The organism is Catellatospora sp. IY07-71 (assembly GCF_018326265.1).
Taxonomy (GTDB): Bacteria; Actinomycetota; Actinomycetes; order Mycobacteriales; family Micromonosporaceae; genus Catellatospora.
Map to the genome: position 1 here is coordinate 2,541,249 of NZ_AP023360.1, position 23,186 is coordinate 2,564,434.

The following is a 23,186-nucleotide window of genomic DNA, read 5'->3' on the forward strand; positions in this document are numbered from 1 at the left end:
CGCGCATGAGTGGCGGTGGCACGATCGACTTCGAGATCCGTCCGAGTTCGCAGCCGGTATCGGCCACGGAGCGCGAGGCGCTGCTGGCCAACCCCGGCTTCGGGCGGGTCTTCACCGATCACATGGTGACCATCCGGTACGCCGAGGGCAAGGGCTGGTACGACGCGCGCGTCGAGGCGCGGGCGCCGATCCCGATGGACCCGGCGACCGCCGTACTGCACTACGCCCAGGAGATCTTCGAGGGCCTGAAGGCGTACCACCGCGCCGACGGCTCCGTCGGTCTGTTCCGGCCCGACGCGAACGCCCGCCGCTTCGCGCAGTCGGCACAGCGCATGGCCATGGCGCCGCTGCCCGAGGACCTGTTCGTCGGCTCCGTCCGGGAGCTGGTGAACATCGACCGCGCCTGGATCCCGACCAGCACCGAGGGCAGCCTCTACCTGCGCCCGTTCCAGTACGCCAGCGAGGTCTTCCTCGGCGTGCGCCCCGCGCGGGAGTACCTGTACTGCGTGATCGCGTCGCCGGTCGGGCCGTACTTCGCGGGCGGGCTCAAGCCGGTCAGCATCTGGATCTCCGACGAGTACACCCGCGCGGCGCCCGGCGGCACCGGCGCGGCCAAGTGCGGCGGCAACTACGCCGCCTCGCTGCTCGCCCAGTCCCAGGCCGCCGACAACGGCTGCGACCAGGTCATCTTCCTGGACGCCGCCGAGCGCAAATACGTGGACGAGCTGGGCGGCATGAACGTGTTCTTCGTGCGCGCCGACGGTTCGATGTTCACGCCCGAGCTCAACGGCTCGATCCTGCCGGGCATCACCCGGGACTCCGTCATGACGCTCGCCCGCGAGCAGGGCCGCCACGTCGAGGAGCGCCCGGTCAGCATCGACGAGTGGCGTGACGGCGCGCGCAGCGGCGAGATCGTGGAGACCTTCGCCTGCGGCACCGCCGCCGTGCTCACCCCGATCGGCACCGTGCGCGGCGTCGAAGGCGAGTTCAAACTCGGCGACGGCGGCACCGGCCCCGTCACCGCCGCCCTCCGCGAGACCCTCGTCGGCATCCAGTTCGGCCGCGTCCCCGACCCCCACAACTGGACCACCACCCTCTAAAGCCCAAGGAAGGGCACCTTCTTATCGTTTTCCGTATAAGAAGGTGCCCTTCTTAACGTCCAGCGCCGAGTCCTCGGCGAGGTCCTTCGACAGCGCACCATCGGCCGCCATAGCAGATCACCGGTGCTGCCGGGGCGTCGTCCACAAGCGGCTCGTCGTCCACAGGCGCGGCCGTGGAGCGGTGGACCGTGTCACCCGCCGCCGACCACGCTGCGCCGCATGACACACGAACTCAACGCCGCGCTGGACGACATCGCGCACCGGCAGCAGAGGCTGCTGACCCGTGCCCAGGTGCTTGCTGCCGGCCATACCGACATGTTCATCTACCGGCGGGTGCGCAGCGGCAGCTGGCAGCGGGTGCTGACCGGCGTCTACTGCGTCACCGGCGGCGTGCTCACCGACGAGCAGCGGCGCGTGGCCGCCACGCTCTACGCCGGGCCGTCGGCCCAGCTCACCGGGCCGTCCGCGCTCGCCTGGTACGGCTTCCGCACCCTGCCGCCCACGGACGACGTGCACCTGCTGGTGCCGCACGGGATGCGCTGCCGGTCGAACGGGTTCGCGGTCGTCAAACGGGCGCTCACGCTCGATCCGCATGCCAGGCACACCCTGCTCTACCAGGTGGCCAGCCCCGCGCGGGCAGTGGTCGACGCGTGCCGGGACCTCAGGGAACTGCGGACCGTGCGGGCGGTCGTGGCCGAGGCCGTGCAACGGTTCCGTGTCCCGCCGCAGACGCTGGACGAGGAGGTGCGGCAGGCGGCTCGCAGCCGGACGGCAGTCGTGCGCAAGGCACTGGCGGAGATCGCCGAGGGCACGCGGTCCGCACCCGAGGCGCAGACCCGGACAGTGCTCGAAACGAGCCCGCTCCTGGCCGGGCGGGTGCTGTGGAATCCGCAGCTGGCGGCCGACGACGGCCGTTCGCTGCCCACACCCGACGGTTACCTGCCCGAGGCGGGCCTGGCGATCGAGGTGGATTCGCGCGAGTTCCACCTGAGCCCGGAGGACTGGGCGCGGTCGTTGGAGCGGCACAACATTCTCGGCCGGTATGGCGTACAGGTACTGCATTTCACGCCCTCGTTCGTGGAGAGTCAGCCGGACGAGGTACGCCGCATCGTCGAATCCGCGGTGATGCTGAGGGAGGGGATCACGGTGGGTGTTCAAGTGACGTCGGACGGACGCACGCCGCTCTCTCAGCAGAGTGTTAAGAGGGTGCCCTTCTTATACGGAAAACGATAAGAAGGTGCCCTTCCTTTTAGCGGGTCGGGCGGTGGGTGCTGGTGGGGCGGGAGCCTGCGGGGCGGGAGCCGTGCGGGCGTGCGCCCGAGGGCCGGGTGCCTGCCCAGCGAGCTGCGGCTGTCGATCGTATGACCCCGAATTGGGACTCGACGTGCGACAAGTGCCGTTCTAGGTTGTCAGGTGCCATGTCGGACCTCCTCGATACCTCTTTCAACGACCGCGCTGCCGGGCGGTCGCTGCCCGGCGTGTGTCGCCGGGTGGGGACGAGGGGTGATGGAGCCGCTGCTCAGACGGCGCGGCGCAGGGTCGGGGTGGGCTTGAGGCCGACCGGCCGGGTCAGCATCGGCGGGGCGAGGCGGCGGCGGGCGTTGACGGGCAGGTCCAGGAACGCGGCGTCGAGCGCGACCAGCGCCCGGACCAGCGCGAGCTGGAGCTCCTCCGGATCCGGCAGCCGCCAGTCGACCTGCTGCGGGGAGACCTGCCAGCGCACCGGGCCCTCGGGCAGCACGGTGGGCGGCGCCGGGATCCACGAGCCGAGCGAGTGGCGCACGATGTCCACCCGGTGGTCCAGTTCGGAGGCGAGCGTGCCGCCGGAGCGCATCAGGAACGTCCAGCGGCCGGCGGCGGTGACCGCGACAGGTCCGCGTACGCGTCCCGCTGAGGTGGCCCGGCCCGGCCCGGTCGGCGGGCCGCAGACCGCCCGCATGCCCAGCAGTGCGGGCACCTCGATCGCGTCGAAGGCGCGGCCGGCGGGCAGCAGCACCGCGTGCGGGCGCTCGCTCCACCAGTCGTCGAGCTGCGCGGTGGCGGTGCTCGACCGCAGCTCCCAGTCGTCGAGCAGCGGGTGGCAGCTGGTGGCGAGGCAGTCGGGGCGGTCGCAGGCCATCCGGCGGCCGTTGAAGAACCCGCCCGGGGTGACCGCCCAGCCGTGGTCGGCGTACCGCTGCGCGGCGAGCCGCAGCCGACGTCGTGACAGGACTCTGCCGAACGGCGCCTGTGGCCACCGCATGAGCCCGACCCCCTCTTCCGGGTTACCCCCACCGACGTCATTAGATCGACATCTGCTGTTGCCGTCACCAATGCCGAAGGTTGTCGTTACATCGACAACAGTCCAGTACGCAAACGCCTGAATGCATTGTCCAACTGCAACTTGCATCTGAAGATACGAGTGTCGGACCGGATATGGGCGCACAGACTGTGCGACTCGGTCAGACCGACCCGATGAGGGGAGGGCTGGGAGATGGACGAGCTGCCGATCGGCCGCCGGGTGTCGTACTGGCGCAATCGCCGCAAGATGTCGCAGCAGGTCTTCGCCGACCGCCTGGGCAAATCGAAGAGCTGGGTGGACAAGGTCGAGCGCGGCGTACGCCGGCTGGACAAGTTCTCCGTCGTGTACGAGATCGCCGACGTGCTCCAGCTCGACGTCCAGCTGCTGCTGGGCAAGGACCCGGAGCGCCGGCCCGACAGCGTGAACTGCATCGACCAGATCGAGGTCGCCGAGATCCGCTCGGCGCTGGAGCGCTACGACCAGATCAGCGCGTTCTTCTACGCCGCGCCCGAGCCGCCGCCGATCGCGGAGATGCGCAAGGCGGCGCTGCACGCCTGGCAGACCTGGGAGCACGGCCGGTACGGGGTGCTGGCCCGCGCGCTGCCGCGGTTGCTGCGCGACGCCCAGGCCGCCGACACCGCGTACGCCCACACCGACGACTCGCGCGAGGCCGCGCACCTGCTCGGGCAGGTCTACCAGCTGGCCTCCTCGGTGCTGCGCAAGCTCGGCGAGCTGGACCTGAGCTGGCTGGCCGCGGACCGCTCCATCGCCGTCTCGCAGCGGGCCGGCGACCAGCTGCTGGCGGGGGTGGCCACCACCCGGGTCGCGAACGCGCTGCGGGCGCTGGGCCGGCACCGGGCGGCGCTCGAGGTCAACGTGAACATCGCCAACCGGCTGTGCCCGACCGGCCCGGACACCACCGAGGACCGGCTGTCGGTGTACGGCTTCCTGCTGCTGCAGGGCGCGATGGCGGCCTCCTGCATCGGCGACAGCGCCACCATGCGCGACCTGCTGACCGGCGCCCAGGACGCGGCGGCGGGGCTCGGCGGCGACAAGAACCACTACTGGACCAGCTTCGGCCCGACGAACGTGCAGGTGCACCGGGCCGCGGCCGCGGTCGAGCTGGGCGAGGGCGGGCAGGCGATCGTCATCCACGAGAGCCTCGACCCGGCCGCGTTCAACGCGATGCTGCCCGAGCGCCGCGCCCACCACTACCTCGACATGGCGCGCGGCTTCGCCCAGGTGGGCGACGTGGAGCGGGCCGGGGAGATGCTGCTGGAGGGCGACCTGCTGGCGCCCGCCGAGATCCGCTGCCGCCCGATCGCGCACGAGGTGCTCAGCGACGTGCTGCGCCGCACCCGCGGCACGCCGTCTTCGTCGCTGGCCGAGCTGGCCGAGCAGATGGGCGTGGGCGTGTGACCGGCGCGCGACCCGGCGGCAGGCCGGTGCTGTATGCCCTGGCCTGCGGCTCGCCGGTCGCCCGCGACGTCGGCACGCTGGTGACGCTCGCCCGGGAGCGCGGGTTCGACGTGTGCGTCGTGGTCACGCCGGACGGCCGCAAGTTCGTGGACGTGCCCTCGCTGGCGGCGCAGACCGGGCACCCGGTGCGCAGCGCGTACAAGAACCCGGGCGACCCGGACGTGCTGCCGTCGCCGGACGTGCTGGTCGTGGCCCCGGCCACGGTGAACACGGTCAACAAGTGGGGCGCGGGCATCGCCGACACGCTCGTGCTGGGCCTGCTCGTGGAGAGCCAGGGCAAGGGCCTGCCGATCGTCGCGGTCCCGTACACCAACGACGCGATGGCGCGGCATCCCGCGTTCCAGGACAACATCACGCGCCTGCGCGGCTGGGGCATCGAGGTGCTGTACGGCGACGACGTGCTGAAACTGCCCGCGCCGGGGGAGGGCGACGCCTACCGCCACGAGTTCCCGTGGGAACTGGCGGTGCGGGCCGCCGCACGGCTCTGCCCGCCTGACTAGTCTGATCGGGTGACCTGGACTGTCGCGTCGTTCACGCAGCTGCTGGAGGCCGAGTTCCCGCCCCGCTGGGCGGAGCCGTGGGACCGGGTGGGGCTGGTCACCGGCCGCCCCGAGCAGCCGGTGACCCGGGTGCTGGCGGTGGTGGACGTGCTGCCGCAGACCGTCGCGGAGACGCTGGACACCGGCGCCGACCTGATCATCGCGCACCATCCGCTGCTGCTCAGCGGGGTGTCGTCGGTGGCGGCGACCACCTATCAGGGGCGCATCGTGCACGACCTGATCGGCAACGGGGTCGCGCTGTACGTCGCGCATACCAACGCCGACGTGGCCCGCCCGGGCGTGAGCGACGCCCTCGCCGACCTGCTCGGCCTGCTGGAGACCCGCCCGCTGCGGCCCACCGAGGAGGGCCGCGGGTCCGGTCGCGTCGGCCGGCTGCCCGCGCCGCTCACCCTCGGCGAGTTCGCGCACCTCGCGGCGACCGCGCTGCCCGTGGCGGGCTGGGGCGTACGCGTCGCCGGCGACCCCGCCCGGACGGTGTCCACGGTCGCGGTGTGCGGCGGGTCCGGCGACGAGTTCATCCCCGACGCGGTGGCCGCCGGGGCCGACGTCTACCTGACCGGCGACCTCAAGCACCACCGCACCATCGACCTGGTCGCCTCCGGTGGGCCCGCGCTGGTCGACGCCGGTCACTACGCCACCGAGCGGCCGTGGCTGACACCGCTGGCCGCCTGGCTGCGTGCGCAGACGGGACTTGAGATCATCGTCTCCGACACGACCACCGATCCGTTCCGGTTCCACGCCTGCGCGACACTTGACCCTGTCGCCTGAGCGCGCCGCCCACCACGCAGACAACCGCAGAGAGAAGGAGTGCCGACGTGAAGGCCGACCCTAAGGACCAGCAGCGGTTGCTCGACCTGCAGGCCATCGACACGACGCTGCAGCAGCTGGCGCACCGCCGCAAGGTGCTGCCCGAGCTCGCCGAGTTGGACGTGCTGGGCAGGGCGATCGGCGTGCTCGAAGACGAGCGGGTGCGGGCCGAGGTCGAGGTCGACGACCTGGACCGCGACATCACCAAGCTGGAGCGCGAGGTCGACTCCGTACGCCAGCGGCGCGCCAAGGACCAGCAGCGGCTCGACGACGGGCGGCTGCCCGCGCGCGAGCTGACCGCCCTGGAGCACGAGATCACCTCGCTGACCCGGCGGCAGACCGAGCTGGAGGACGCCGAGCTGGAGCTGATGGAGAAGCGCGAGACGGCGCAGAGCGCGCTGGACGGCGTGGACGAGAAGATCTCCATCGCGCGCGAGAAGCGCATCGCGGCCGAGACCCGCCGTGACGAGGCGCTGACCGAGATCACCCGCGAGATCGAGTGGAAGCAGCAGGCCCGCCGCCCGCTCGCCGCCGACCTGCCGGGCGAGCTGGTCCAGCTGTACGAGAAGATCCGCGAGCAGTCCGGCGGCCTCGGCGCGGCCCTGGTGCAGCACGGCCGCTGCGGCGGCTGCCGCCTGGAGCTGTTCGGCGCCGACCGCAACCGGGTGAAGACGGCCCCGCCGGACGAGGTCGTGCGCTGCGAGGAGTGCCGCCGCATCATGGTCCGCACCGCCGAGTCGGGCCTGTGACCGTCGTGCGGGTCGTCATCGAGGCGGACGGGGGCGCCCGCGGCAACCCCGGCCCGGCCGGGTACGGCGCGGTCGTGCGCGATCCGGAGACCGGCGAGGTGCTCGCGGAGCGCAGTGCCGCGCTGGGCGTGACCACCAACAACGTCGCCGAGTACCGGGGGCTCATCGCCGGGCTGGAGGCCGCCGCCGAGCTGGGCGCGGCGCAGGTCGAGGCGCGCATGGACTCCAAGCTGGTGGTCGAGCAGATGTCCGGCCGCTGGCAGATCAAGCACCCGGGGCTGCGCCCGCTGGCCGCCGAGGTGGCCGCGCTGGTGCGCCGGTTCGACCGGGTGACGTACACCTGGATCCCGCGCGAGCGCAACCGCGCCGCCGACGCGCTGGCCAACGCGGCGATGGACGCCGCCGCGGCCCGGGGCGGCGGCGAGACCGTCATCGTCGCGACCATCACCGAGCACGTCGGCGCGGGTGTCAGCGACGCGCCCGAACCGGCCGAGAGCGCGGCGACGAGCCGGTCCGCACGGGCGGAGACCGCCGCGGCAGGGCGGCCCCGGCGCGAGGACTGGGCGCCGCGTACGTCCCCGGCGACCCGGCTGGTGCTGGTGCGCCACGGTGAGACGCAGCTGACCGCGGAGAAGCGCTATTCGGGCCGGGGCGACGTGCCGCTGTCGGCGGCGGGGGAGAAGCAGGCCGCGGCCGCCGCCGGGCGCGTCGCCGCCATGCGCCCCGACCGCGTGATCACGTCGCCCCTGGCCCGCTGCCGGGCCACCGCGGCGGCGATCGCGGAGGCGGCGGGCGGGGTGCCGGTGACGGTCGAGAAGGACCTCATCGAGTGCGACTTCGGCGCCTGGGAGGGGCTGACCTTCGGCGACGTGCGCGAGCGCTACCCGGCCGAGCTGGACGCGTGGCTTGCCTCGACGTCGGTCGCGCCGCCCAAGGGGGAGTCGTTCCAGCAGGTCGCCAAGCGGGTGCGCGGCGCGATGGGCAAGCTCCAGCAGGCGTACGAGGGCCAGACGGTCGTGATCGTCTCGCACGTCTCACCGATCAAGCTGATCCTGCGCGACGCGCTGGCCGCCGGGGACGCGTTCCTGTTCCGGCTGCTGCTCGATCCGACGGGCATCTCGGTCGTGGACGTGTGGCCGGACGGCGGCGTCTCGGTGCGGACCGTCAACGACACGTCCCACCTCGGCGAGAACTGAGCCGCCGGGTAGGTGTTTCGCGGTGCTACAACTTCTGGGTTGTACCCACAACCCAGAAGTTGTAGCCCACGGACGAGTACCGATCAGGCGAGGGTGAAGCGGACCAGGCGTTTGGCGGTGTCGGCCTGGGTGAGGCGGACCGTGACGCGATCGCCGGCGGTGAGGTCACCGTCGCAGCGGGCGCGCACGGCGGGCTCGTCGAGGGCGACCGTGCCGCCGGGTTTGCCGTGGTTGGTGTCGAGCACCACGGCGGGGAAGGTCTCGCCGACGCGGCCCGCCAGCACCGTGGCCTCGACCAGGTCCACCGCGCCGCGCTCGGCGGCGGAGGCGACCCGGTCCGTGCCGGACATCACCGCGGGCAGCTCCGGCAGCGCCGCGGCGGCCCACGCGGGCACCTCCCGGCCCTCGTGCAGGGCGAGGCAGACCTCGGTGACGTAGCGGTCGGCAAGCCGCCGCAGCGGAGCCGTGACATGGGCGTACGCGTCCGCGACCGCGCTGTGCAGCGGCTGCTCCGGCACCTCGCCCGCGAACGCCGTGTAACCGGCGCCGCGCAGCAGCTCGGCGGCCTCGTCGACGAACGCGGCGGCCTTGGGCTGGGCCGGGTCGAGCGCGGCCAGCACCTGGCCGACCGTCGCGCCGTCCGGCCAGCTCACGCCCAGGCCGCGGGCGGCGACGCGCAGCCGGTCCACCGCCTCCGGGTCCGGCGGGGGCATGGTGCGCAGCATGCCGATCTTCCCGGCGAGCATGATGCCCGCCGCCGCCCGGCCCGTGAGCAGCGAGATCTGCGCGTTCCACTCCTCGGCGGGCAGCGGGGCGCGCAGGCTCAGCCGCCAGCTGCCGTCGTGCGGCTCGATCTCCTGGTCGGGCATGGGCAGGTTGATCGCGCCCCGCTCCAGCCCCCGCGCGATGAGCAGCCGGCCCAGCTCGGGCAGCAGCGCGATCGCCTCGGTGAGCCGCCCGGCGTCCACATCGGCCTGCACACCCTCGTAGGCGAGCTTGGCGCGGCTGCGTACGCGGGCCCGCTCCAGGTGGACCGCGACGGTGTCGCCCTCGGCGGAGACGTCGATCGTCCACACGACGGCGGCCCGGTCCACGCCGGGCAGCAGGCTCACCGCGCCCTCGCTGAGCACCGCCGGATGCAGCGGCACCTTGCCGTCGGGCAGGTACACCGTCTGGCCGCGGCGCCAGGTCTCGGCCTCCAGCGGGCTGTCCGGGGCGACGTACGACGCGACGTCGGCGATCGCGTAGTGCACCCGGTAGCCGCCTTCCCGGCGGAACAGGCACACGGCCTGGTCCAGGTCGCGCGAGCCGGGTGGGTCGATGGTGACGAAGGGCAGGTCGGTGCGGTCGACATCGGGCAGCTTGACCTCGACGGCGGCCGCCTCGGCCTGCGCCTGCGCCGCGGGCGGGAAGCCTTCCGGCAGCTCCAGCTCGCGGCGCAGGGCGGCGAAGTCGATGGCCTCGACGAGTAGTCGGCGGTATGCCATTGGTCATTCTTACCAGGCGCCCGCCTGCCACGGCGGGGCCCGTACGGACGCCTATCGGACCGACGACCGGACGGCCTTCTTCATCGCCGTCTTGCGCATCGTCGCCTTGCGGGCGGGCGCGGACTTCGCCGCGGTCCGCCGGGCGGGCGAGGTGCTGCGTGCCATCACGGCCTTGCGCATCGGCGTGCTCCGGCGGGCCGTCGTGCTCTTGCGCGCGGTGGTGGTCTTGCGCACGGCGGACGTGGCTCTGGCAGGCGACGCCTTCTTCGCGGCCGTCTTGCGGGCCGCGGTGGTCTTCCTGGCGCCGTTGCTGCGGGCAGCGGCGGTGGTCTTCTTCGCCGCCGTGGTCTTCTTCGCGGCGGTGGTCCTCTTGGCCGCCGTGGAGCTGCGCGCGGTGGTGGCCTTCTTCGCGGGCGCCTTCTTGGCGGTGGTCTTCCTCGCGGTGGTGGTCTTGCGGGCCGGTGCGGCCTTCTTCATGGGCGTGGTCTTCCTCGCGGCCGTCGTCTTCCTGGCCGTGGTCTTCTTCGCGGCGGCGGTCTTCTTCACCGCGGCGGTGATCTTCCGGGCGCCGGTGCTGCTGCGTGCGGCGGCCGTGGTCTTCTTCGCCGCAGTCGTCTTCTTCGCAGCGGTGGTCTTCTTCGCCGCCGTGGTCTTCTTCGCAGCGGTAGTCTTCTTGGCCGCGGTGGTCTTCTTCGCGGCAGTCGTCTTCTTGGCCGCGGTGGCCTTCTTCGCGGCGGTGGTCTTCTTGGCTGCCGCCGTCTTCTTCGCCGCCGTGGAGCTGCGCGCGGTGGTGGCCTTCTTCGCGGGCGCCTTCTTGGCGGTGGTCTTCTTCGCCGTGGTGGTCTTGCGGGCCGGTGCGGCCTTCTTCATCGGCGTGGTCTTCTTCGCGGCGGTCGTCTTCTTCGCGGTCGCGCGGGCCGTGACCGTCTTCTTGGCGGCCGTCGACTTCTTGGCCGGCGAGGTCTTCTTCGCCGTGGTCTTGCGCGCCGGCGACGTCTTCTTCGCGGCCGCGGCCTTCTTCGCCGCGGCCGGCCGGCTCGGGGCCTTCTTGGCCACGGCCTTCTTGGCAGCGGCCTTCTTCGCTGGGGCCTTCTTCGCTGCGGCCTTGGCTACGGCCATCGCTCGTCCTCCTCACGGATCGCGTCCTGCCGGTCAGGTCTCCGGCGGAACCGTGGAACGGCCGTGGGTGCGGTGCCAGTCCGCGCACTGCTGCTCCAGACATCACTGTGCGCCGCAAAAGGAACATGTGCTGGCGAAATCCGTAAAAAAGTCAAATTCCTACGACCGCCGATGTGACCACTCCACAGTGCACGTATCGCGGCATCCCTTACACCACCACCCGTTACGGCACTCCCCACCCGTGTCCGCCGAGGAGCCGGGCCTCCGGGCGGGTGCAGTTTCGGGGAAAATGCAGGCGACGAGCCGATCCTTGCTGCACTTTCCCCGAAACTGCCCCGGTGCGGGCGGGTCACGCGGGGCGGTAGGTGGCGCCGTGCGGGTCGGCGCAGTGGGCGGTGGAGATGGTGGCGGGGGTTTCGTGCTCGTCGGTGTGGTCGACCTGGAGGGTGGTGTGGTCGATGTGGTGGCGCTCGTGGAGCAGGTGTTCCACGGCGCGGCGGACCGCGTGGCAGTCGCCGCCGGGCTGGACCAGGATGTGCGCCGACAGCGCCGGATAGCTCGACGTCACCTGCCATACGTGCAGGTCGTGCACCTCGACCACGCCCGGCGTGCAGGCTAGTTCGGCGCCCAGGGCGTCGGGATCCACGCCCGCGGGCGCGGCCTCCAGCAGGATCCGGCCGGACGCGCCGAGCAGGCTCACCCCCGCCTTCACCATCAGCGCCACCACGATCAGCGAGGCGATGCCGTCGGCGCGGTCGAAACCGGTCAGCAGCACCACCAGACCGGCCACCGCGGTCGCGATGAACGCGAACAGGTCGTTGAGGATGTGCTGGAACGCCCCCTCGACGTTGAGGTTGGTGCGGTTGGCGCGGGACAGGCACCAGGTCGCCGCGAGGTTGACCGCGATGCCCGCCAGCGCGGTGAACAGCACCGCGCCGCCCGCGACGGCCTCCGGATGCAGCAGCCGCCGCACCGACTCGTACCCCAGCCACGCCGCGAGCAGCAGCAGCGTGATGCCGTTGGCCTGCGCCGACAGGATCTCGGCCCGTTTCAGCCCGAACGTGTACCCGCCCCGGGGCGGCCGCGCCGCCAGCCGCATCGCGATCAGCGCCAGCACGATCGCGGCGGCGTCGGTGAGCATGTGCGCGGCGTCCGACAGCAGCGCCAGCGAGCTGGCCAGCACGCCCACCACGACCTCGACGCCCATGAAGCCGAGGATCAGCGCCAGCGCGATGCTCAGCCAGCGGCGGTCCGCGTCCGCGGTCACCGCGTGCCCGTGCGCGTGGCCGTGCCCGGGTGAGTGGTCGTGCGCGTGTCCGGTGCCCATTCAGCGCACCTCCTCGGCGTACCCGCGAGCGGCGGCAGCCAGCAGCACCCGTCGATCGTACAGCGCGGGCAGGTCCTAGCCGACCAGCACCTTCACGACCGCCTCGCCCGCGTCGGCCGCCCGGCGGTAGAACGCCGCCAGCGCCCGTGCGTGCCCGGCCAGGTGGGCGGCACGGCGCTCGTCCCACGGGTGCGGCGAGTAACCGCGCAGCACCGCGGCCAGCTCCGCCTCGCGCCGCGCGATCCACGCCGCGGGCTCGGCGCCGTCCAGGTACGCCGCGACGGCGCGCACCTCGTCCGGCGCGAGCAGGCCGATCTCGTCGTCGGTGGCCGGGTCGACCGGATACCAGCCGCCGCCCGACACGACCAGGCCCGCGGCGTGCTCGCCGGGCGTGGCACCGCCCGCGAACAGCACCTCCAGCAGCAGGTAGTCCTCGGCGACGGCGACCACGGAGCCCTCGGCCAGCGCCGCCTCGTGGCCCTCGGCGCCGTACACCGGCACCTGCTCGAACAGGCTGCGCTGGGCCTTCGCGAAGTCGTCCGCGGGCACCCGGTGCCAGTACATGTCCACGCCGGTCACGTCAGACCTTCGCCTTCGCCTGGCTCTGCGTGCGCTGCGCCGGGGTCCTCGGCTTCTCGCCGCCGCTGCCCCACTTGTCGGAGTCGAAGCGGAACCAGCCGCCCTTCACGTCCCGCCCGCTGCCCAGCGCCAGCACGGCACGGATCTTCGCGGTCTGCTTGCCGTACACCTTCAGCAGCTCGGCGACGTCGGTGACCGGCACCGTCCACGTCGCCGAGTGGTGACCCTCCACCTTGTACGGCAGGTCGGGGCCCTTGCGGCTCTGCCCGCCCACCATGTGCCGCCCGCGCAGGCCCTTCACCTCGAACTCGCAGGTCACCACCTGCACCGCGCCCAGCGTCCCGTTCGTCAGGGTGGTGGCGATCAGGAACTCCTTGCTGTCGCCGGGCCCGAAGTTGTTGATGTGGTAGAGCCGCGCGCTCGGGCGCACCCGCGTGCGCCGGTAACCGGCCAGCGCCACCACCAGACTGGCCAGGGCGATCAGGACACCGGCGAGCGCGAGCATCCGGGCAGGGGTATCGGACACGGGGTGACTATGGCACAGAACCGGGCGTATGAGTAACCGGTGTACGCCGTGCTGTGGACAGCCGCCGCCTCGTTGAGCGGGCATGGGACTGGACATTCCGGCATCGCGCCTGCTGCGGCTGCTGCTCTGGTGCGTGGCCGCGATCCACCTGCTCAGCCTCGGGTTCACCGTCGTGTATCACGGCTTCGGGGTGTACGACCTGATCCCGTACTGGGGAAGGATCGTCAAGTTCTTCTACGTCGACAAGGAGCAGAACCTGCCGACGTGGTTCTCCAGCGGCATCCTGTTCCTGGCCGCGCTGCTGCTGTGGCGCACCGCCGCCGCCGGCGGCCGCCACCGGTGGCACTGGCGCGTGCTCGCGGGCGTCTTCACCGTGCTGTCGCTGGACGAGTTCTCCCAGTTCCACGAGTTGGGCGCGCAGGCCGACGTGCTCGACGCGGGGGAGGCGTCCTACCTGTCCTGGCTCGTCCTGGCCGCCCCCGTGGTCGTCGTGCTCGGCCTGGCGTACCTGCGCCTGCTGCTCACCCTGCCGCCGCGCATCCGCCGGCTGATGCTCGCCTCCGCCGCCCTCTACCTCGGCGGCGCCGCCGGGATCGAGGTTTTCGGCGCCTTCACCGGCCGCGAGAACATCGGCTTCACCCCGGGCTGGGCCTCCATGGGCTACGTCCTCGCCGCCTCCGCCGAAGAACTCTGCGAAATGCTCGGCATCACCCTCTTCATCTACGCCACCGCCCTCCACCTGGAAAGGAAGGGCACCTTCTTAACGGATTCCGTAGAGGAAGGGCACCTTCTCAACCCTCGGGCGCCGGAGTCGCTCGGGGGCCGCGGGCGGGTGCCGTCGCCAGGGCGGCGGCAGGAAGCCGACGGTCCCGCCCCGTCGGTGCGCAGCCACCGCTGATCCCGTGCGGCCTTCGCCGATACCCGCGGCTTTCGCCGATCCGGGGAGGTGCCGGTCGTCCGCGGGATCAGGCGGGCCACCGCGGGCTGCGGCGGGGTGAGGCACCGCCGGTGTCCGCCGTGGCGCTCAGCCTATCCGGACCGGGGACGAACACGTCGCGAACGTCAGCGCCGCTCCGCCCGCCGCCGGGCCGGTGCACGTCTCGCGAAACATGGTGCCGCTGCCGAAGCCGTCCTCCCTGGCGTCCGTGACCACCTCGACCCGGCCGTCGGGCAGCGCCGTGTACGTGTACCGGATCGGGTCGCCCTCGACGGTCGGCCGGGTCACCTTGAGCACGGCGGGGCGCTTGTCGCGTACCGCGTCCAGGAAGCAGGCGGTGGTCTCGGCCGACACCTCGCCGCCCTGGAGCAGCACGACATCGCCGCAGTCCGTGGGCTCGGTGGGCGCGGCCGGAGCGACGGCGGAGGGGCGCGGCGCGGCTGCCGTCGCGGTGGCGGCGGGACGGGCCGGCGATTCCGCCGAGCAGGCCGCCGGTGCGAGCACGACCGGCAGCAACGCGGCGAGCAGCAGTTTGCGTAGCGGCATCAGAACCTCCCGTGGTGAACATCCCGTTCCTAGGACAGGCCACGGCCGGGATCCGTTCCCGGCGCTCGGTCCGGATCGCACCGCCCGCGGGCTGATGGCGCGGCGACGGGTCGACAGGCCACCGAGCCCGACGGTAACGTCCGCCATTCATCGACACGGGAGTGGTGGGCGTGGATGCGTCGACGAAGATCGTTATCGGGGTGGTCGGTGGGATGGTGCTCGGCGTCGCCACCTGCGCCCTCGTCGCCGTCGGCTACTTCATCGGTATCGGCCAGGAGCATCCGCCGGGGGTCGAGCAGTCGAGCGCGGTCGGCGCCCTCGCCGTCGGCGACTGCGTCAAGCAGGCCGGGGCGGACGCCGCTCCGGCCGGCTGTGCGGAGCCGGGCGCGTACCGGATCGTGAAGATCGGCACCTCGGTGACCGACTGTCCGGATGCCGGGCAGCCCCACGTCTCTCTCGGCGGCAAGGTGCTGTGCCTGGCCCCGGCCACTCCGTGACAGCTGCGACAGCTGCGCAAGACGGCCGATCCCGGCGGCGGCCGCCGGCGTGGGCTAGGGGCGCAGGACGTAGCGGTGCACGTCGACGGGGCTGCCGTCCGGAGCGGTCCAGGCCGCGACCGTGGTGCCGGTACGCCGCCAGCCGGTGCGCTCGTACAGCCTGATCGCGGCCGCGGCGTGGGCGGTCACCTCCAGCATCAGCGGCAGGTCCCGGTCACGGGCCCAGGTGACGGCGGTGTCGAGCAGTGCCGCGGCCACGCCTGCGCCCTGGGCGGCGGGGGAGACGAACAGGCGGCTGATGTTGTGGCCGTGGGCGTTGCTGTCGCGCAGCAGCACCTGGCCCACGACCGCCTCACCGAGCACGGCGACCCAGCCCTGCGCGAGGTCGCCGGGGGTCAGCCAGGCGACGGGATCGGCGGGCCAGCGGGTCGGATAGCCCGCGCCAGACGAGTGCACGGCGGCCAGCGCTTCGACGCAGGCGGGCAGGTCGGACGCCTCACGAGGACGGACGACCAGGGGGTGCGAAACGGACACGCCGCCGATCATGCCACGGCGTCCGGACGGACGCGGCCGGCGGCGGGCCGGTACAGGGACGGACGAGTCGGCCTGTACGCCGGATTCTGTGCCCCGCGCTCGCGCGCGGGCGGCGGTCATCCATCTAGGCCTGCCGTCGCCGACAGGCTCGAGCAACCTACCCGCGGACATCGGGCGGGCCGCCCTCGATCGTCCGCGCGGCCCCCCGCCCGCCGAGGCGGGTCGAGCGGCCTTTCTTGGTCTTGCTCCGGGTGGGGTTTACCGAGCCACCCCGGTCACCCGGGGTGCTGGTGAGCTCTTACCTCACCGTTTCACCCTTACCCGCTGCTCCGAAGAGCGCGGGCGGTCTGTTCTCTGTGGCACTTTCCCGCGGGTCGCCCCGGGTTGCCGTTAGCAACCACCCTGCCCTGTGGAGTCCGGACGTTCCTCGGCACCAGCGGTTTCCCGTGGTGACGCGACCGCCCGGCCGACTCGTCCGTCGCGTTGACCATGATACGGCTTCCGTGCGGAGGGCTCGCCACCGCGCGGGCTGGGGATTGTTGATCGCGAGTTCGTGTCAGAACCTGAGGCTGGAGCGCACTTTGTGACACGAACCAGCGATCAACGGCGAGAGCCGGCCACCCGCTAGCCTCGCGTGGGATGGATGTAGCGATGCTGGGCCTGCTGGCGGTGGTCGGGGTGGCGGCCGGGGGCGTGAACGCGGTGGCGGGCGGCGGCTCGCTGCTGATGCTGCCCGCCCTGCTGGCGCTGGGCGTGCCGCCGATCCAGGCGACGGTCACCAACTCGATCTCCGTGACCGGCGGGTACTCCGCGAGCGTGCTGGGCACCCGGCAAGACCTGCAAAATCAGGGGGTACGCCTGCGCGTGCTCGCCCCGACGGTGGTGGCGGGCGCCATCACCGGATGCGTGCTGCTGCTGCACACGTCACCCGGCGTCTTCGCGAAGGTGATGCCGCTGCTGGTGCTGGCGGCGTCACTGTTGCTCGCGTTCCAGGAGCGGGTGGTGCGCCTGGTGGGGGAGCCGCACGGGCAGCCTCGCTGGCTCCGCTACGTGCTGCTGTTCGGGGTCGGCATCTACGGCGGCTACTTCAACTCGGTGCTCGGCGTCATCCTGATCGCCGTGTTGGGCGTGGTCGTCGTCGAGACCATGAACCGGGTGGTGGCGCTGAAGAACGCGCTCCAGCTCGCCGTGGGCGTGGTCGCCACGACGGCGTACGCGCTGTTCGGCCCGGTCTTCTGGCCCGCGGTGGCGGTGCTGGTGCCCGCGACGCTGCTGGGCGGGTTCGCCGGGGCGCGGCTGGGGCGGCGGCTGCCGGCCCGTACCCTGCGGGCGGTCATCGTGGGATTCGGGGTGGCCGTGGCGGGTGTGCTGTTCGTGCGAGCCATGTCATAGCGCGCTGAACGCTCGTTCGGTGCGAGGATCGGGCGTATGGCTTTGGATCTCGCTTCCCTTCCCGACGTCAGCGGGCTGACGGTCGGCATTCTCGGCGGCACCGGCGATCAGGGCCGCGGCCTGGCGTACCGGCTGGCGCTGGCCGGGCAGCACATCCTGATCGGCTCGCGCAGCGCCGAGCGGGCGCAGGCGGCGGCGCAGGAGCTGGCGCAGCAGTCCGGCGGGAACGTGGGCGGCGGCGAGAACGCCGACGTCGCGGCGCGCGCAGACGTGCTGATCGTCGCGGTGCCGTACGCCGGGCACGCCGCCACCCTCACCGAGCTGGCCGAGGTGCTGGTCGGCAAGATCGTGGTGGACTGCGTGAACCCGCTCGGCTTCGACAAGCAGGGCCCGTACGCCCTCAAGGTGGACGAGGGCAGTGCCGCGCAGCAGGCTGAGGCGCTGCTGCCCGGGGCCCGGGTGACCGCGGCGTTCCACCACGTCAGCGCCGAGCTGCTGGCCGACCCGGCGGTGACCTCGATGGACCTGGACATTCTGGTGCTCGGCGACGACCGCGACGCCGTCGCCGTGGTCCAGGCGCTGGCGGGCCGCATTCCCGGCATGCGCGGCGTGCACGCCGGCCGCCTGCGCAACGCCGGCCAGGTCGAGGCCCTCACCGCCAATCTGATCGCCATGAACAAGCGCTACAAGGCCCACTCCGGCATCCGCGTCACCGACGTCTGAGAGACGTTAGGAAGGGCACCTTCTACTACGGAAAACAGTAAGAAGGTGCCCTTCCTTCAGAAGGTGTGGGCGGAGGTGGGGAAGGTGCCTTCGCGGACCTCGGTGGCGTAGGCGGTGGCCGCCTCGGACAGGACGGCGTGCAGGTCGGCGTACTTCTTGACGAAGCGGGGGGTCGGGCCGGCGGAGGTGGGGCGCAGGCCGGCCATGTCCTGCCAGACGAGGACCTGGGCGTCGGTGTCGGGGCCCGCCCCGATGCCGATGGTGGGCACGGGCAGCTCGGTGGTGACCTGCTTGGCGACGTCGCCGGGGACCATCTCCAGGACGACGGAGAACGCGCCCGCCTCGACGGCCTCGCGGGCCTGCTGGAGCAGGGTGGCGGCCGCGTCCTCACCGCGGCCCTGCACCCGGTAGCCGCCGAGCTGGTGCTCGGACTGCGGGGTGAAGCCCAGGTGGGCCATGACCGGGATGCCCGCGCCGGTGATCGCCGCGATCTGGGCGGGGCGGTGCCCCTCCAGCTTCACCGCGTGGCAGCGGGCCTCCTTCATGAAGCGGACGGCGGTGCGCAGCGCCTGCACCGGACCCTCCTCGTACGTGCCGAAGGGCAGGTCGCCGACGATCAGGGCGCGCTTGGTGGCGCCGACCACGGCGCGGACCAGGGGGAGCATCTCCTCGACGGTCACCGGCAGGGTCGACTCGTAGCCGAACACGTTGTTGGCGGCCGAGTCGCCGACGAGCAGCACGGGGATGCCCGCCTCGTCGAAGATCTGGGCCGTGTACTGGTCGTACGAGGTCAGCATGGCCCACTTCTCGCCACGCTCCTTGGCCAGCTGCAGGTGGCGGGTGCGCACCCGCGTGCCGGCCGGCCCGCCGTAGAGGGAGGGCACACTGTCGGACATCGCTGTCTCCTCTCTCCTCGAAGCCGCGAACGCGGTCCCCGGGATCTGAGGACGATGTTTCCACCTGTTGAACACCCGATGTCAGGGTTCAGTGGAGTAATTCACTGGCCGCCCGGGTCAGCTCTCCCGCCAGCGGTTCGTGATCGGCATCCGGCGGTCGCGGCCGAACGACTTGAACGAGATCTTGGTGCCGGGCGCGGACTGGCGCCGCTTGTACTCCGCGCCGTCGATCAGCCGCAGCACCCGGTCCACCAGCGCGGGGTCGTGGCCCTCGGCGACCAGCTCGGCGCGGCCCTTGTCGCCGTCCACGTAGCCCATGATGATCGGGTCCAGCGTGTCGTACTCGGGCAGCGAGTCGGTGTCCAGCTGGCCCGGGCGCAGCTCGGCGCTCGGCGGCTTGGTGATGGAGTTCTCCGGGATCACCTCGCCGATGGTGTTGCGCCAGTTGGCCAGCTTCCACACCAGCGTCTTCGGCACGTCCTTGAGCGGGTTGAACGCGCCGACCGAGTCGCCGTAGAGGGTCGAGTAGCCCACGGCCAGCTCGCTCTTGTTGCCGGTGGTGAGCACCAGGTGGCCCTCCTGGTTGGACAGCGCCATCAGGATCACCGCGCGGACGCGGGCCTGCAGGTTCTCCACGGCCAGGCCGGACAGGTTCAGGTTGGACAGGAAGCCGTCGACCATCTGCTGGATCGGCTCGACGCGGTAGTCGAGGCCGGTGAGCCGGGCCAGGTCGGCGGCGTCGTCGCGGGAGTGCTGCGACGAGTGGCCGCTGGGCATCGACACGCCGACCACGTGCTCGGCGCCGAGCGCGTCCACCGCGATCGCGGCCACCACCGACGAGTCGATGCCGCCGGACAGGCCCAGCAGCACCGACTTGGCGCCGTTCTTGCGTACGTAGTCGCGCAGGCCGAGCACGAGCGCGTTCCACACCTCGGCCTCGTCGCCCAGGCGCGGGGCGATGCCGGCGTCGGCCGCCGGGCCTTGCGGCGCGGTCCACGAGGTGGGCAGCAGCACCCGCTCGACCCGCATCGCGCCGAGGTGGCCGTCGGGTGCGTCCGGGTCGGCCTCGGGCAGGGGCAGGTCGTGCACCAGCAGCGCCTGGTGGAACTGGGGGCCGCGGGCCAGCAGCGTGCCGTCGGCCGCCACGATGATCGAGTCGCCGTCGAAGGTCAGCTCGTCCTGGCCGCCGATCATGTTGACGTACGCCACGGCCGCCCCGGCCTCCCGGGCCCGGCGCGACACGAGCGGCAGCCGCGCGTCGTCCTTGTTCAGCTCGTACGGCGAGCCGTTGATGTTGATCACGAGGCCGACCCGGGCCGACGCGGCGACCGCGAACGGCCCGCCCGCCTGCCAGATGTCCTCGCACACGGTCAGCGCCAGATCGGCCTGGCTGCCGTCGGCCCACACCGCCCGCACCACGGTCAGCGTGTCGCCGGGCACGAAGTAGCGGTCCTCGTCGAAGACGCCGTAGTTGGGCAGGTGGTGCTTGTGGTAGCGGGCCGCGACCACACCGCGGTGCAGCAGCGCGAGCGAGTCGCGCGGGCCGACCGGGGAGGTGCTGTCCGCGCCCAGCCGCGCCGGGCCGTCGGCGTCCAGGTAGCCCACGATGACCGCGGTCTCGCCCAGCCCGTCGGCGTGCAGGTCCGCGGCGAGGCGGGTCAGCGCCCGCTGCGAGGCCTCGACGAAGGACTGCCGGAACACCAGGTCCTCGATCGGGTAGCCGGTCAGCATCATCTCGGGGAAGGCGACGACGTGCGCGCCCGCCTCGGCGCCCCGCGCCGCCCACTCACGGATGAGCGAGCTGTTGCCGGCGAGGTCGCCGACGGTGGGATTGACCTGAGCGAGAGCGAGACGCAGCGTGGCGGTCATGCCCACATCTTCCCGCACACCCCCGCCGCCACGTGCTACCCACACCCCGTGTGCCCCACCACACCGGACGCCTCATCCACCACCGGGTCGTCCCATGATCGTCCGACGGGCCCGCCGATGATCGACCGACTTGCCAGGCAGACGGGCGAAAGCGGCCTGAAGATACGCCCGAGTGCCAGGCAAGTCGGACGATCATGACCGCGGCGGCGCGGGGCCGGGGCGGTGGGCGGTGGTCAGGGCTGGGGGGCGCCGAGGGTGATGGGGAGGAGCTTGCGGGCGGCCTGTTCGAGCAGGCCGGTGAAGCGGGTCAGGTCGGCGACGGCGCCGGTGGGCTCGCCGGAGTCCATCTCACGCAGGCCGGACAGCACGCTGCCGACGCGGCCCAGGGCGAGGTAGCCGGTCATCGTCTTGGCCTTGCCGGTGAGGGTGAAGCGGACCGCGTACGCGTCGCCCTCCAGCTTCAGCAGCTCGGCGGGGAGGCTGTCGCGGGGCACGTCGTCGACGCGGACCCGCACCGCCGTCCCGTCGTCCAGCACCGCGTTGAAGTCGCGGCAGCGCTGCCCCATGCGGCGCAGCTCGCCGAGCGTGGTCGCGGCGCCGTCCCCGGTGAAGGTGGTCAGCACCTGAGTGATCAGCGTCGGGCCGCGGTGCTTGGAGACCGCCTGGGCGCTGGGCTCCAGCGCGCCCTTCGGGTGGGTGGAGACCGTGGCCGCCGCGGTGCGGATCAGCTCGTCGGGGGCGCTGAGCAGGGCGGCGCAGCGCTCCTGCTTGGGCGGCTTCGGCTTGGGCGAGGCGGCCGGCGGCTGCGGGGCGTAGCTCGCGGGCAGGTCGATCGGCGCCAGCAGGGCCGCCTGCAGCTCCGGCTGGCTCGCCGTGATGGTGTCGGTCCGGCGTACGTCGGTGGCCTGGCCCTGCTTCTGGCGATGCGAGGCGCCCAGCACCCCCGCCAGCGTGAGCGCGGTGATCAGCAGACCGCCGAGGGCGACGCCCCCGGCGATCGTGCGGTGCCGGACGGGGAACATGCGGTCCAGGCGGTTCATGGGCGCTCCTCGCGCGAGCTTGTTACTGCCCCGTCCAACGGGGTGAAGGGCGTCGAAGTTGCGGGATCACCGTGGCCCGGCGTAAGGCTGAGGTATGGCGTAACGTGCCCGTAATGAGGCCGCGCCAGACTGGCCCGGAGATCTCGTCCGAGAGAGGCATGCCGTGGATCGTCAGCAGGAGTTCGTGCTGCGCACGCTTGAGGAGCGCGACATCCGGTTCGTGCGCCTCTGGTTCACCGACGTGCTCGGCACCCTGAAGTCGGTCAGCGTCGCCCCGGCCGAGCTGGAGTCGGCGTTCGAGGAGGGCATCGGCTTCGACGGCTCGGCCATCGAGGGCTTCGCGCGCGTCTACGAGTCCGACATGATCGCGATGCCGGACCCGACCACCTTCCAGGTGTTCCCGTTCGAGGGCGGCGGCTCCGGCGAGAGCGCCCGGATGTTCTGCGACATCCTCATGCCGGACGGCACGCCGAGCTGGGCCGACCCGCGCCACGTGCTGCGCCGCGCGCTGTCGAAGGCCGCCGACAAGGGCTTCACCTTCTACACCCACCCCGAGGTCGAGTTCTTCCTGCTCGCCGACGCGCCCGCGGACGGCGGCGTGCCGACCCCGGTGGACGCGGGCGGCTACTTCGACCACACCACGCACGCCATCGCGCGCGACTTCCGCCGCCAGGCGGTGCTGGCGCTGGAGCGCATCGGCATCTCGGTGGAGTTCAGCCACCACGAGGTCGCCCCCGGCCAGCAGGAGATCGACCTGCGGTACGCGGACGCGCTGACCACGGCCGACAACATCATGACCTTCCGGCACGTGATGCGGGAGGTGGCGCTGTCGCACGGGGTGCGGGCCACGTTCATGCCCAAGCCGTTCACCGACCAGCCGGGCAGCGGCATGCACACGCACCTGTCGCTGTTCGAGGGCGAGCGCAACGCCTTCCACGACCCGGCCGACCCGCACAAGCTGTCCAAGACGGCGAAGGCGTTCATCGCGGGCGTGCTGACCCACGCGCGCGAGTTCACCGCGGTCACCAACCAGTGGGTGAACTCGTACAAGCGCCTGTTCCCGCAGACCATCCCGGACCAGATCACCGAGGCGCCGGCGTACGTCTGCTGGGGCCACCTGAACCGTTCCGCGCTGGTGCGGGTGCCGGCGTACGGCAAGCCGAACTCGGCCCGCGTCGAGGTCCGCTCGCTCGACTCCGCCTGCAACCCGTACCTGGCCTTCGCGGTGCTGCTGGGCGCGGGCATGAAGGGCATCGAGGAGGGCTACGAGCTGCCCCCGGGCGCCGAGGACGACGTGTGGGCGCTGTCCAGCGCCGAGCGCCGCGCGATGGGGTACGCCAGCCTGCCGGAGAACCTGTCCGAGGCGATCGACGTCATGGCCGGCTCGGAGCTGGTCGCCGACGTGCTCGGCGAGCACGTGTTCGACTTCTTCCTGCGCAACAAGCGCGCGGAGTGGGAGGAGTACCGGCGCGAGGTGACCCCGTTCGAGCGCCGTAAGTACCTGGGTGCGCTGTAGGCCACCTGCTGATCCCTGCGCGGCGG

Annotated in this window: 23 protein-coding genes and 1 other RNA gene; 12 read left to right on the forward strand and 12 right to left on the reverse strand. The window is 72.2% G+C overall.

What is annotated here, in order from left to right:
• Positions 1-5: 5 nt before the first annotated feature.
• A complete protein-coding gene (locus CS0771_RS11440; protein ID WP_212840957.1) occupies positions 6-1,100 on the forward strand; it encodes a branched-chain amino acid aminotransferase in 1,095 nt (364 codons plus the stop codon).
• A 219-nt stretch (positions 1,101-1,319) separates the two neighbouring features.
• On the forward strand, positions 1,320-2,333 hold the full coding sequence (locus tag CS0771_RS11445) for a type IV toxin-antitoxin system AbiEi family antitoxin domain-containing protein (RefSeq protein WP_212840958.1): 1,014 nt from the start codon (positions 1,320-1,322) through the stop codon (positions 2,331-2,333).
• 286 nt (positions 2,334-2,619) lie between these two features.
• On the opposite strand, the gene CS0771_RS11450 is transcribed toward CS0771_RS11445, so the two are convergent.
• Positions 2,620-3,342, reverse strand: a complete 723-nt coding sequence (locus tag CS0771_RS11450; protein ID WP_212840959.1) for a bifunctional DNA primase/polymerase — start codon at positions 3,340-3,342, stop codon at positions 2,620-2,622.
• 231 nt (positions 3,343-3,573) lie between these two features.
• On the opposite strand from CS0771_RS11450, the gene CS0771_RS11455 reads away from it, so the two are divergent.
• The 5 genes from CS0771_RS11455 to CS0771_RS11475 are packed head-to-tail and all read left to right on the forward strand — an operon-like array spanning position 3,574 to position 8,172.
• Positions 3,574-4,800: a helix-turn-helix domain-containing protein gene (locus CS0771_RS11455; protein ID WP_212840960.1), complete on the forward strand. Its 1,227-nt coding sequence runs from the start codon at positions 3,574-3,576 to the stop codon at positions 4,798-4,800.
• Positions 4,797-5,360 (forward strand): flavoprotein, encoded by a 564-nt coding sequence (locus tag CS0771_RS11460; RefSeq protein ID WP_212840961.1) that lies wholly within the window; start codon positions 4,797-4,799, stop codon positions 5,358-5,360. Before CS0771_RS11455 ends, CS0771_RS11460 begins: the two co-directional genes overlap by 4 nt.
• 9 nt (positions 5,361-5,369) lie before the next feature.
• On the forward strand, positions 5,370-6,188 hold the full coding sequence (locus CS0771_RS11465; RefSeq protein WP_212840962.1) for a Nif3-like dinuclear metal center hexameric protein: 819 nt from the start codon (positions 5,370-5,372) through the stop codon (positions 6,186-6,188).
• Positions 6,189-6,235: 47 nt separating this feature from the next.
• Positions 6,236-6,976 carry a zinc ribbon domain-containing protein gene (locus tag CS0771_RS11470; protein WP_212840963.1) on the forward strand — a complete coding sequence of 247 codons (741 nt, stop codon included), beginning with the start codon at positions 6,236-6,238 and terminating at the stop codon, positions 6,974-6,976.
• Complete coding sequence (locus tag CS0771_RS11475; RefSeq protein ID WP_212840964.1) at positions 6,973-8,172, forward strand: bifunctional RNase H/acid phosphatase; 1,200 nt, start codon at positions 6,973-6,975, stop codon at positions 8,170-8,172. Before CS0771_RS11470 ends, CS0771_RS11475 begins: the two co-directional genes overlap by 4 nt.
• Positions 8,173-8,255: 83 nt before the next feature.
• Here CS0771_RS11475 and CS0771_RS11480 read toward each other — a convergent pair whose 3' ends face one another.
• From CS0771_RS11480 to CS0771_RS11500, 5 genes are all read right to left on the reverse strand, one after another.
• Positions 8,256-9,659, reverse strand: a complete 1,404-nt coding sequence (locus tag CS0771_RS11480) for an RNB domain-containing ribonuclease (protein ID WP_212840965.1) — start codon at positions 9,657-9,659, stop codon at positions 8,256-8,258.
• Between the two features lie 51 nt (positions 9,660-9,710).
• Positions 9,711-10,778: a histone gene (locus CS0771_RS11485; RefSeq protein ID WP_212840966.1), complete on the reverse strand. Its 1,068-nt coding sequence runs from the start codon at positions 10,776-10,778 to the stop codon at positions 9,711-9,713.
• 349 nt (positions 10,779-11,127) lie between these two features.
• Positions 11,128-12,105, reverse strand: coding sequence for a cation diffusion facilitator family transporter (locus tag CS0771_RS11490; RefSeq protein ID WP_212840967.1), 978 nt, complete (start codon positions 12,103-12,105; stop codon positions 11,128-11,130).
• 75 nt (positions 12,106-12,180) lie between these two features.
• A complete protein-coding gene (locus CS0771_RS11495; protein ID WP_212840968.1) occupies positions 12,181-12,684 on the reverse strand; it encodes a DUF1877 family protein in 504 nt (167 codons plus the stop codon).
• A gap of 1 nt (position 12,685) precedes the next feature.
• Positions 12,686-13,210 carry a hypothetical protein gene (locus tag CS0771_RS11500; RefSeq protein WP_212840969.1) on the reverse strand — a complete coding sequence of 175 codons (525 nt, stop codon included), beginning with the start codon at positions 13,208-13,210 and terminating at the stop codon, positions 12,686-12,688.
• Positions 13,211-13,292: 82 nt separating this feature from the next.
• Between CS0771_RS11500 and CS0771_RS11505 the strand changes: the two genes are divergently transcribed.
• On the forward strand, positions 13,293-14,108 hold the full coding sequence (locus tag CS0771_RS11505) for a hypothetical protein (RefSeq protein WP_212840970.1): 816 nt from the start codon (positions 13,293-13,295) through the stop codon (positions 14,106-14,108).
• 126 nt (positions 14,109-14,234) lie between these two features.
• Here the strand turns inward: CS0771_RS11505 and CS0771_RS11510 are convergent, their stop codons facing one another.
• A complete protein-coding gene (locus CS0771_RS11510; protein WP_212840971.1) occupies positions 14,235-14,693 on the reverse strand; it encodes a DUF4362 domain-containing protein in 459 nt (152 codons plus the stop codon).
• A 170-nt stretch (positions 14,694-14,863) separates the two neighbouring features.
• Between CS0771_RS11510 and CS0771_RS11515 the strand changes: the two genes are divergently transcribed.
• Positions 14,864-15,190, forward strand: a complete 327-nt coding sequence (locus CS0771_RS11515; protein ID WP_212840972.1) for a hypothetical protein — start codon at positions 14,864-14,866, stop codon at positions 15,188-15,190.
• Positions 15,191-15,244: 54 nt separating this feature from the next.
• On the opposite strand, the gene CS0771_RS11520 is transcribed toward CS0771_RS11515, so the two are convergent.
• Together CS0771_RS11520 and rnpB are read right to left on the reverse strand one after the other, a co-directional pair.
• Positions 15,245-15,724, reverse strand: coding sequence for a GNAT family N-acetyltransferase (locus CS0771_RS11520; RefSeq protein WP_212840973.1), 480 nt, complete (start codon positions 15,722-15,724; stop codon positions 15,245-15,247).
• Between the two features lie 59 nt (positions 15,725-15,783).
• Positions 15,784-16,198: RNase P RNA component class A (gene rnpB, locus CS0771_RS11525), an RNA gene on the reverse strand.
• Positions 16,199-16,363: 165 nt separating this feature from the next.
• Here rnpB and CS0771_RS11530 point away from each other — a divergent pair.
• The gene (locus CS0771_RS11530) at positions 16,364-17,116 is read left to right on the forward strand and encodes a sulfite exporter TauE/SafE family protein (RefSeq protein ID WP_212840974.1); all 753 of its coding nucleotides are present in this window, start codon (positions 16,364-16,366) and stop codon (positions 17,114-17,116) included.
• Between the two features lie 36 nt (positions 17,117-17,152).
• Entirely contained in the window at positions 17,153-17,839 is a 687-nt protein-coding gene (gene npdG / locus CS0771_RS11535; protein ID WP_212840975.1) for an NADPH-dependent F420 reductase, read from the forward strand.
• Positions 17,840-17,895: 56 nt separating this feature from the next.
• Here npdG and panB read toward each other — a convergent pair whose 3' ends face one another.
• The 3 genes from panB to CS0771_RS11550 all read right to left on the reverse strand — a co-directional run bounded on the left by panB (position 17,896) and on the right by CS0771_RS11550 (position 21,644).
• On the reverse strand, positions 17,896-18,735 hold the full coding sequence (panB, locus tag CS0771_RS11540) for a 3-methyl-2-oxobutanoate hydroxymethyltransferase (protein WP_212840976.1): 840 nt from the start codon (positions 18,733-18,735) through the stop codon (positions 17,896-17,898).
• 117 nt (positions 18,736-18,852) lie between these two features.
• On the reverse strand, positions 18,853-20,604 hold the full coding sequence (locus tag CS0771_RS11545) for an NAD+ synthase (protein ID WP_212840977.1): 1,752 nt from the start codon (positions 20,602-20,604) through the stop codon (positions 18,853-18,855).
• A gap of 233 nt (positions 20,605-20,837) precedes the next feature.
• Complete coding sequence (locus CS0771_RS11550; RefSeq protein ID WP_212840978.1) at positions 20,838-21,644, reverse strand: hypothetical protein; 807 nt, start codon at positions 21,642-21,644, stop codon at positions 20,838-20,840.
• 163 nt (positions 21,645-21,807) lie between these two features.
• Here CS0771_RS11550 and glnA point away from each other — a divergent pair, with 163 nt between their 5' ends.
• Entirely contained in the window at positions 21,808-23,160 is a 1,353-nt protein-coding gene (gene glnA / locus CS0771_RS11555; protein WP_212840979.1) for a type I glutamate--ammonia ligase, read from the forward strand.
• The last annotated feature ends 26 nt before the right edge of the window (positions 23,161-23,186 follow it).

What these genes read in the sequence shown, in the direction of transcription:
- CS0771_RS11440 (WP_212840957.1), top strand. Translation starts at nt 6, where the DNA reads ATGAGTGGCGGTGGCACGATCGACTTCGAGATCCGTCCGAGTTCGCAG.
- CS0771_RS11445 (WP_212840958.1), top strand. Translation starts at nt 1,320, where the DNA reads ATGACACACGAACTCAACGCCGCGCTGGACGACATCGCGCACCGGCAG.
- CS0771_RS11450 (WP_212840959.1), bottom strand. Translation starts at nt 3,342, where the DNA reads ATGCGGTGGCCACAGGCGCCGTTCGGCAGAGTCCTGTCACGACGTCGG.
- CS0771_RS11455 (WP_212840960.1), top strand. Translation starts at nt 3,574, where the DNA reads ATGGACGAGCTGCCGATCGGCCGCCGGGTGTCGTACTGGCGCAATCGC.
- CS0771_RS11480 (WP_212840965.1), bottom strand. Translation starts at nt 9,659, where the DNA reads ATGGCATACCGCCGACTACTCGTCGAGGCCATCGACTTCGCCGCCCTG.
- CS0771_RS11485 (WP_212840966.1), bottom strand. Translation starts at nt 10,778, where the DNA reads ATGGCCGTAGCCAAGGCCGCAGCGAAGAAGGCCCCAGCGAAGAAGGCC.
- CS0771_RS11490 (WP_212840967.1), bottom strand. Translation starts at nt 12,105, where the DNA reads ATGGGCACCGGACACGCGCACGACCACTCACCCGGGCACGGCCACGCG.
- CS0771_RS11505 (WP_212840970.1), top strand. Translation starts at nt 13,293, where the DNA reads ATGGGACTGGACATTCCGGCATCGCGCCTGCTGCGGCTGCTGCTCTGG.
- CS0771_RS11510 (WP_212840971.1), bottom strand. Translation starts at nt 14,693, where the DNA reads ATGCCGCTACGCAAACTGCTGCTCGCCGCGTTGCTGCCGGTCGTGCTC.
- CS0771_RS11530 (WP_212840974.1), top strand. Translation starts at nt 16,364, where the DNA reads ATGGATGTAGCGATGCTGGGCCTGCTGGCGGTGGTCGGGGTGGCGGCC.
- npdG (WP_212840975.1), top strand. Translation starts at nt 17,153, where the DNA reads ATGGCTTTGGATCTCGCTTCCCTTCCCGACGTCAGCGGGCTGACGGTC.
- panB (WP_212840976.1), bottom strand. Translation starts at nt 18,735, where the DNA reads ATGTCCGACAGTGTGCCCTCCCTCTACGGCGGGCCGGCCGGCACGCGG.
- CS0771_RS11545 (WP_212840977.1), bottom strand. Translation starts at nt 20,604, where the DNA reads ATGACCGCCACGCTGCGTCTCGCTCTCGCTCAGGTCAATCCCACCGTC.
- CS0771_RS11550 (WP_212840978.1), bottom strand. Translation starts at nt 21,644, where the DNA reads ATGAACCGCCTGGACCGCATGTTCCCCGTCCGGCACCGCACGATCGCC.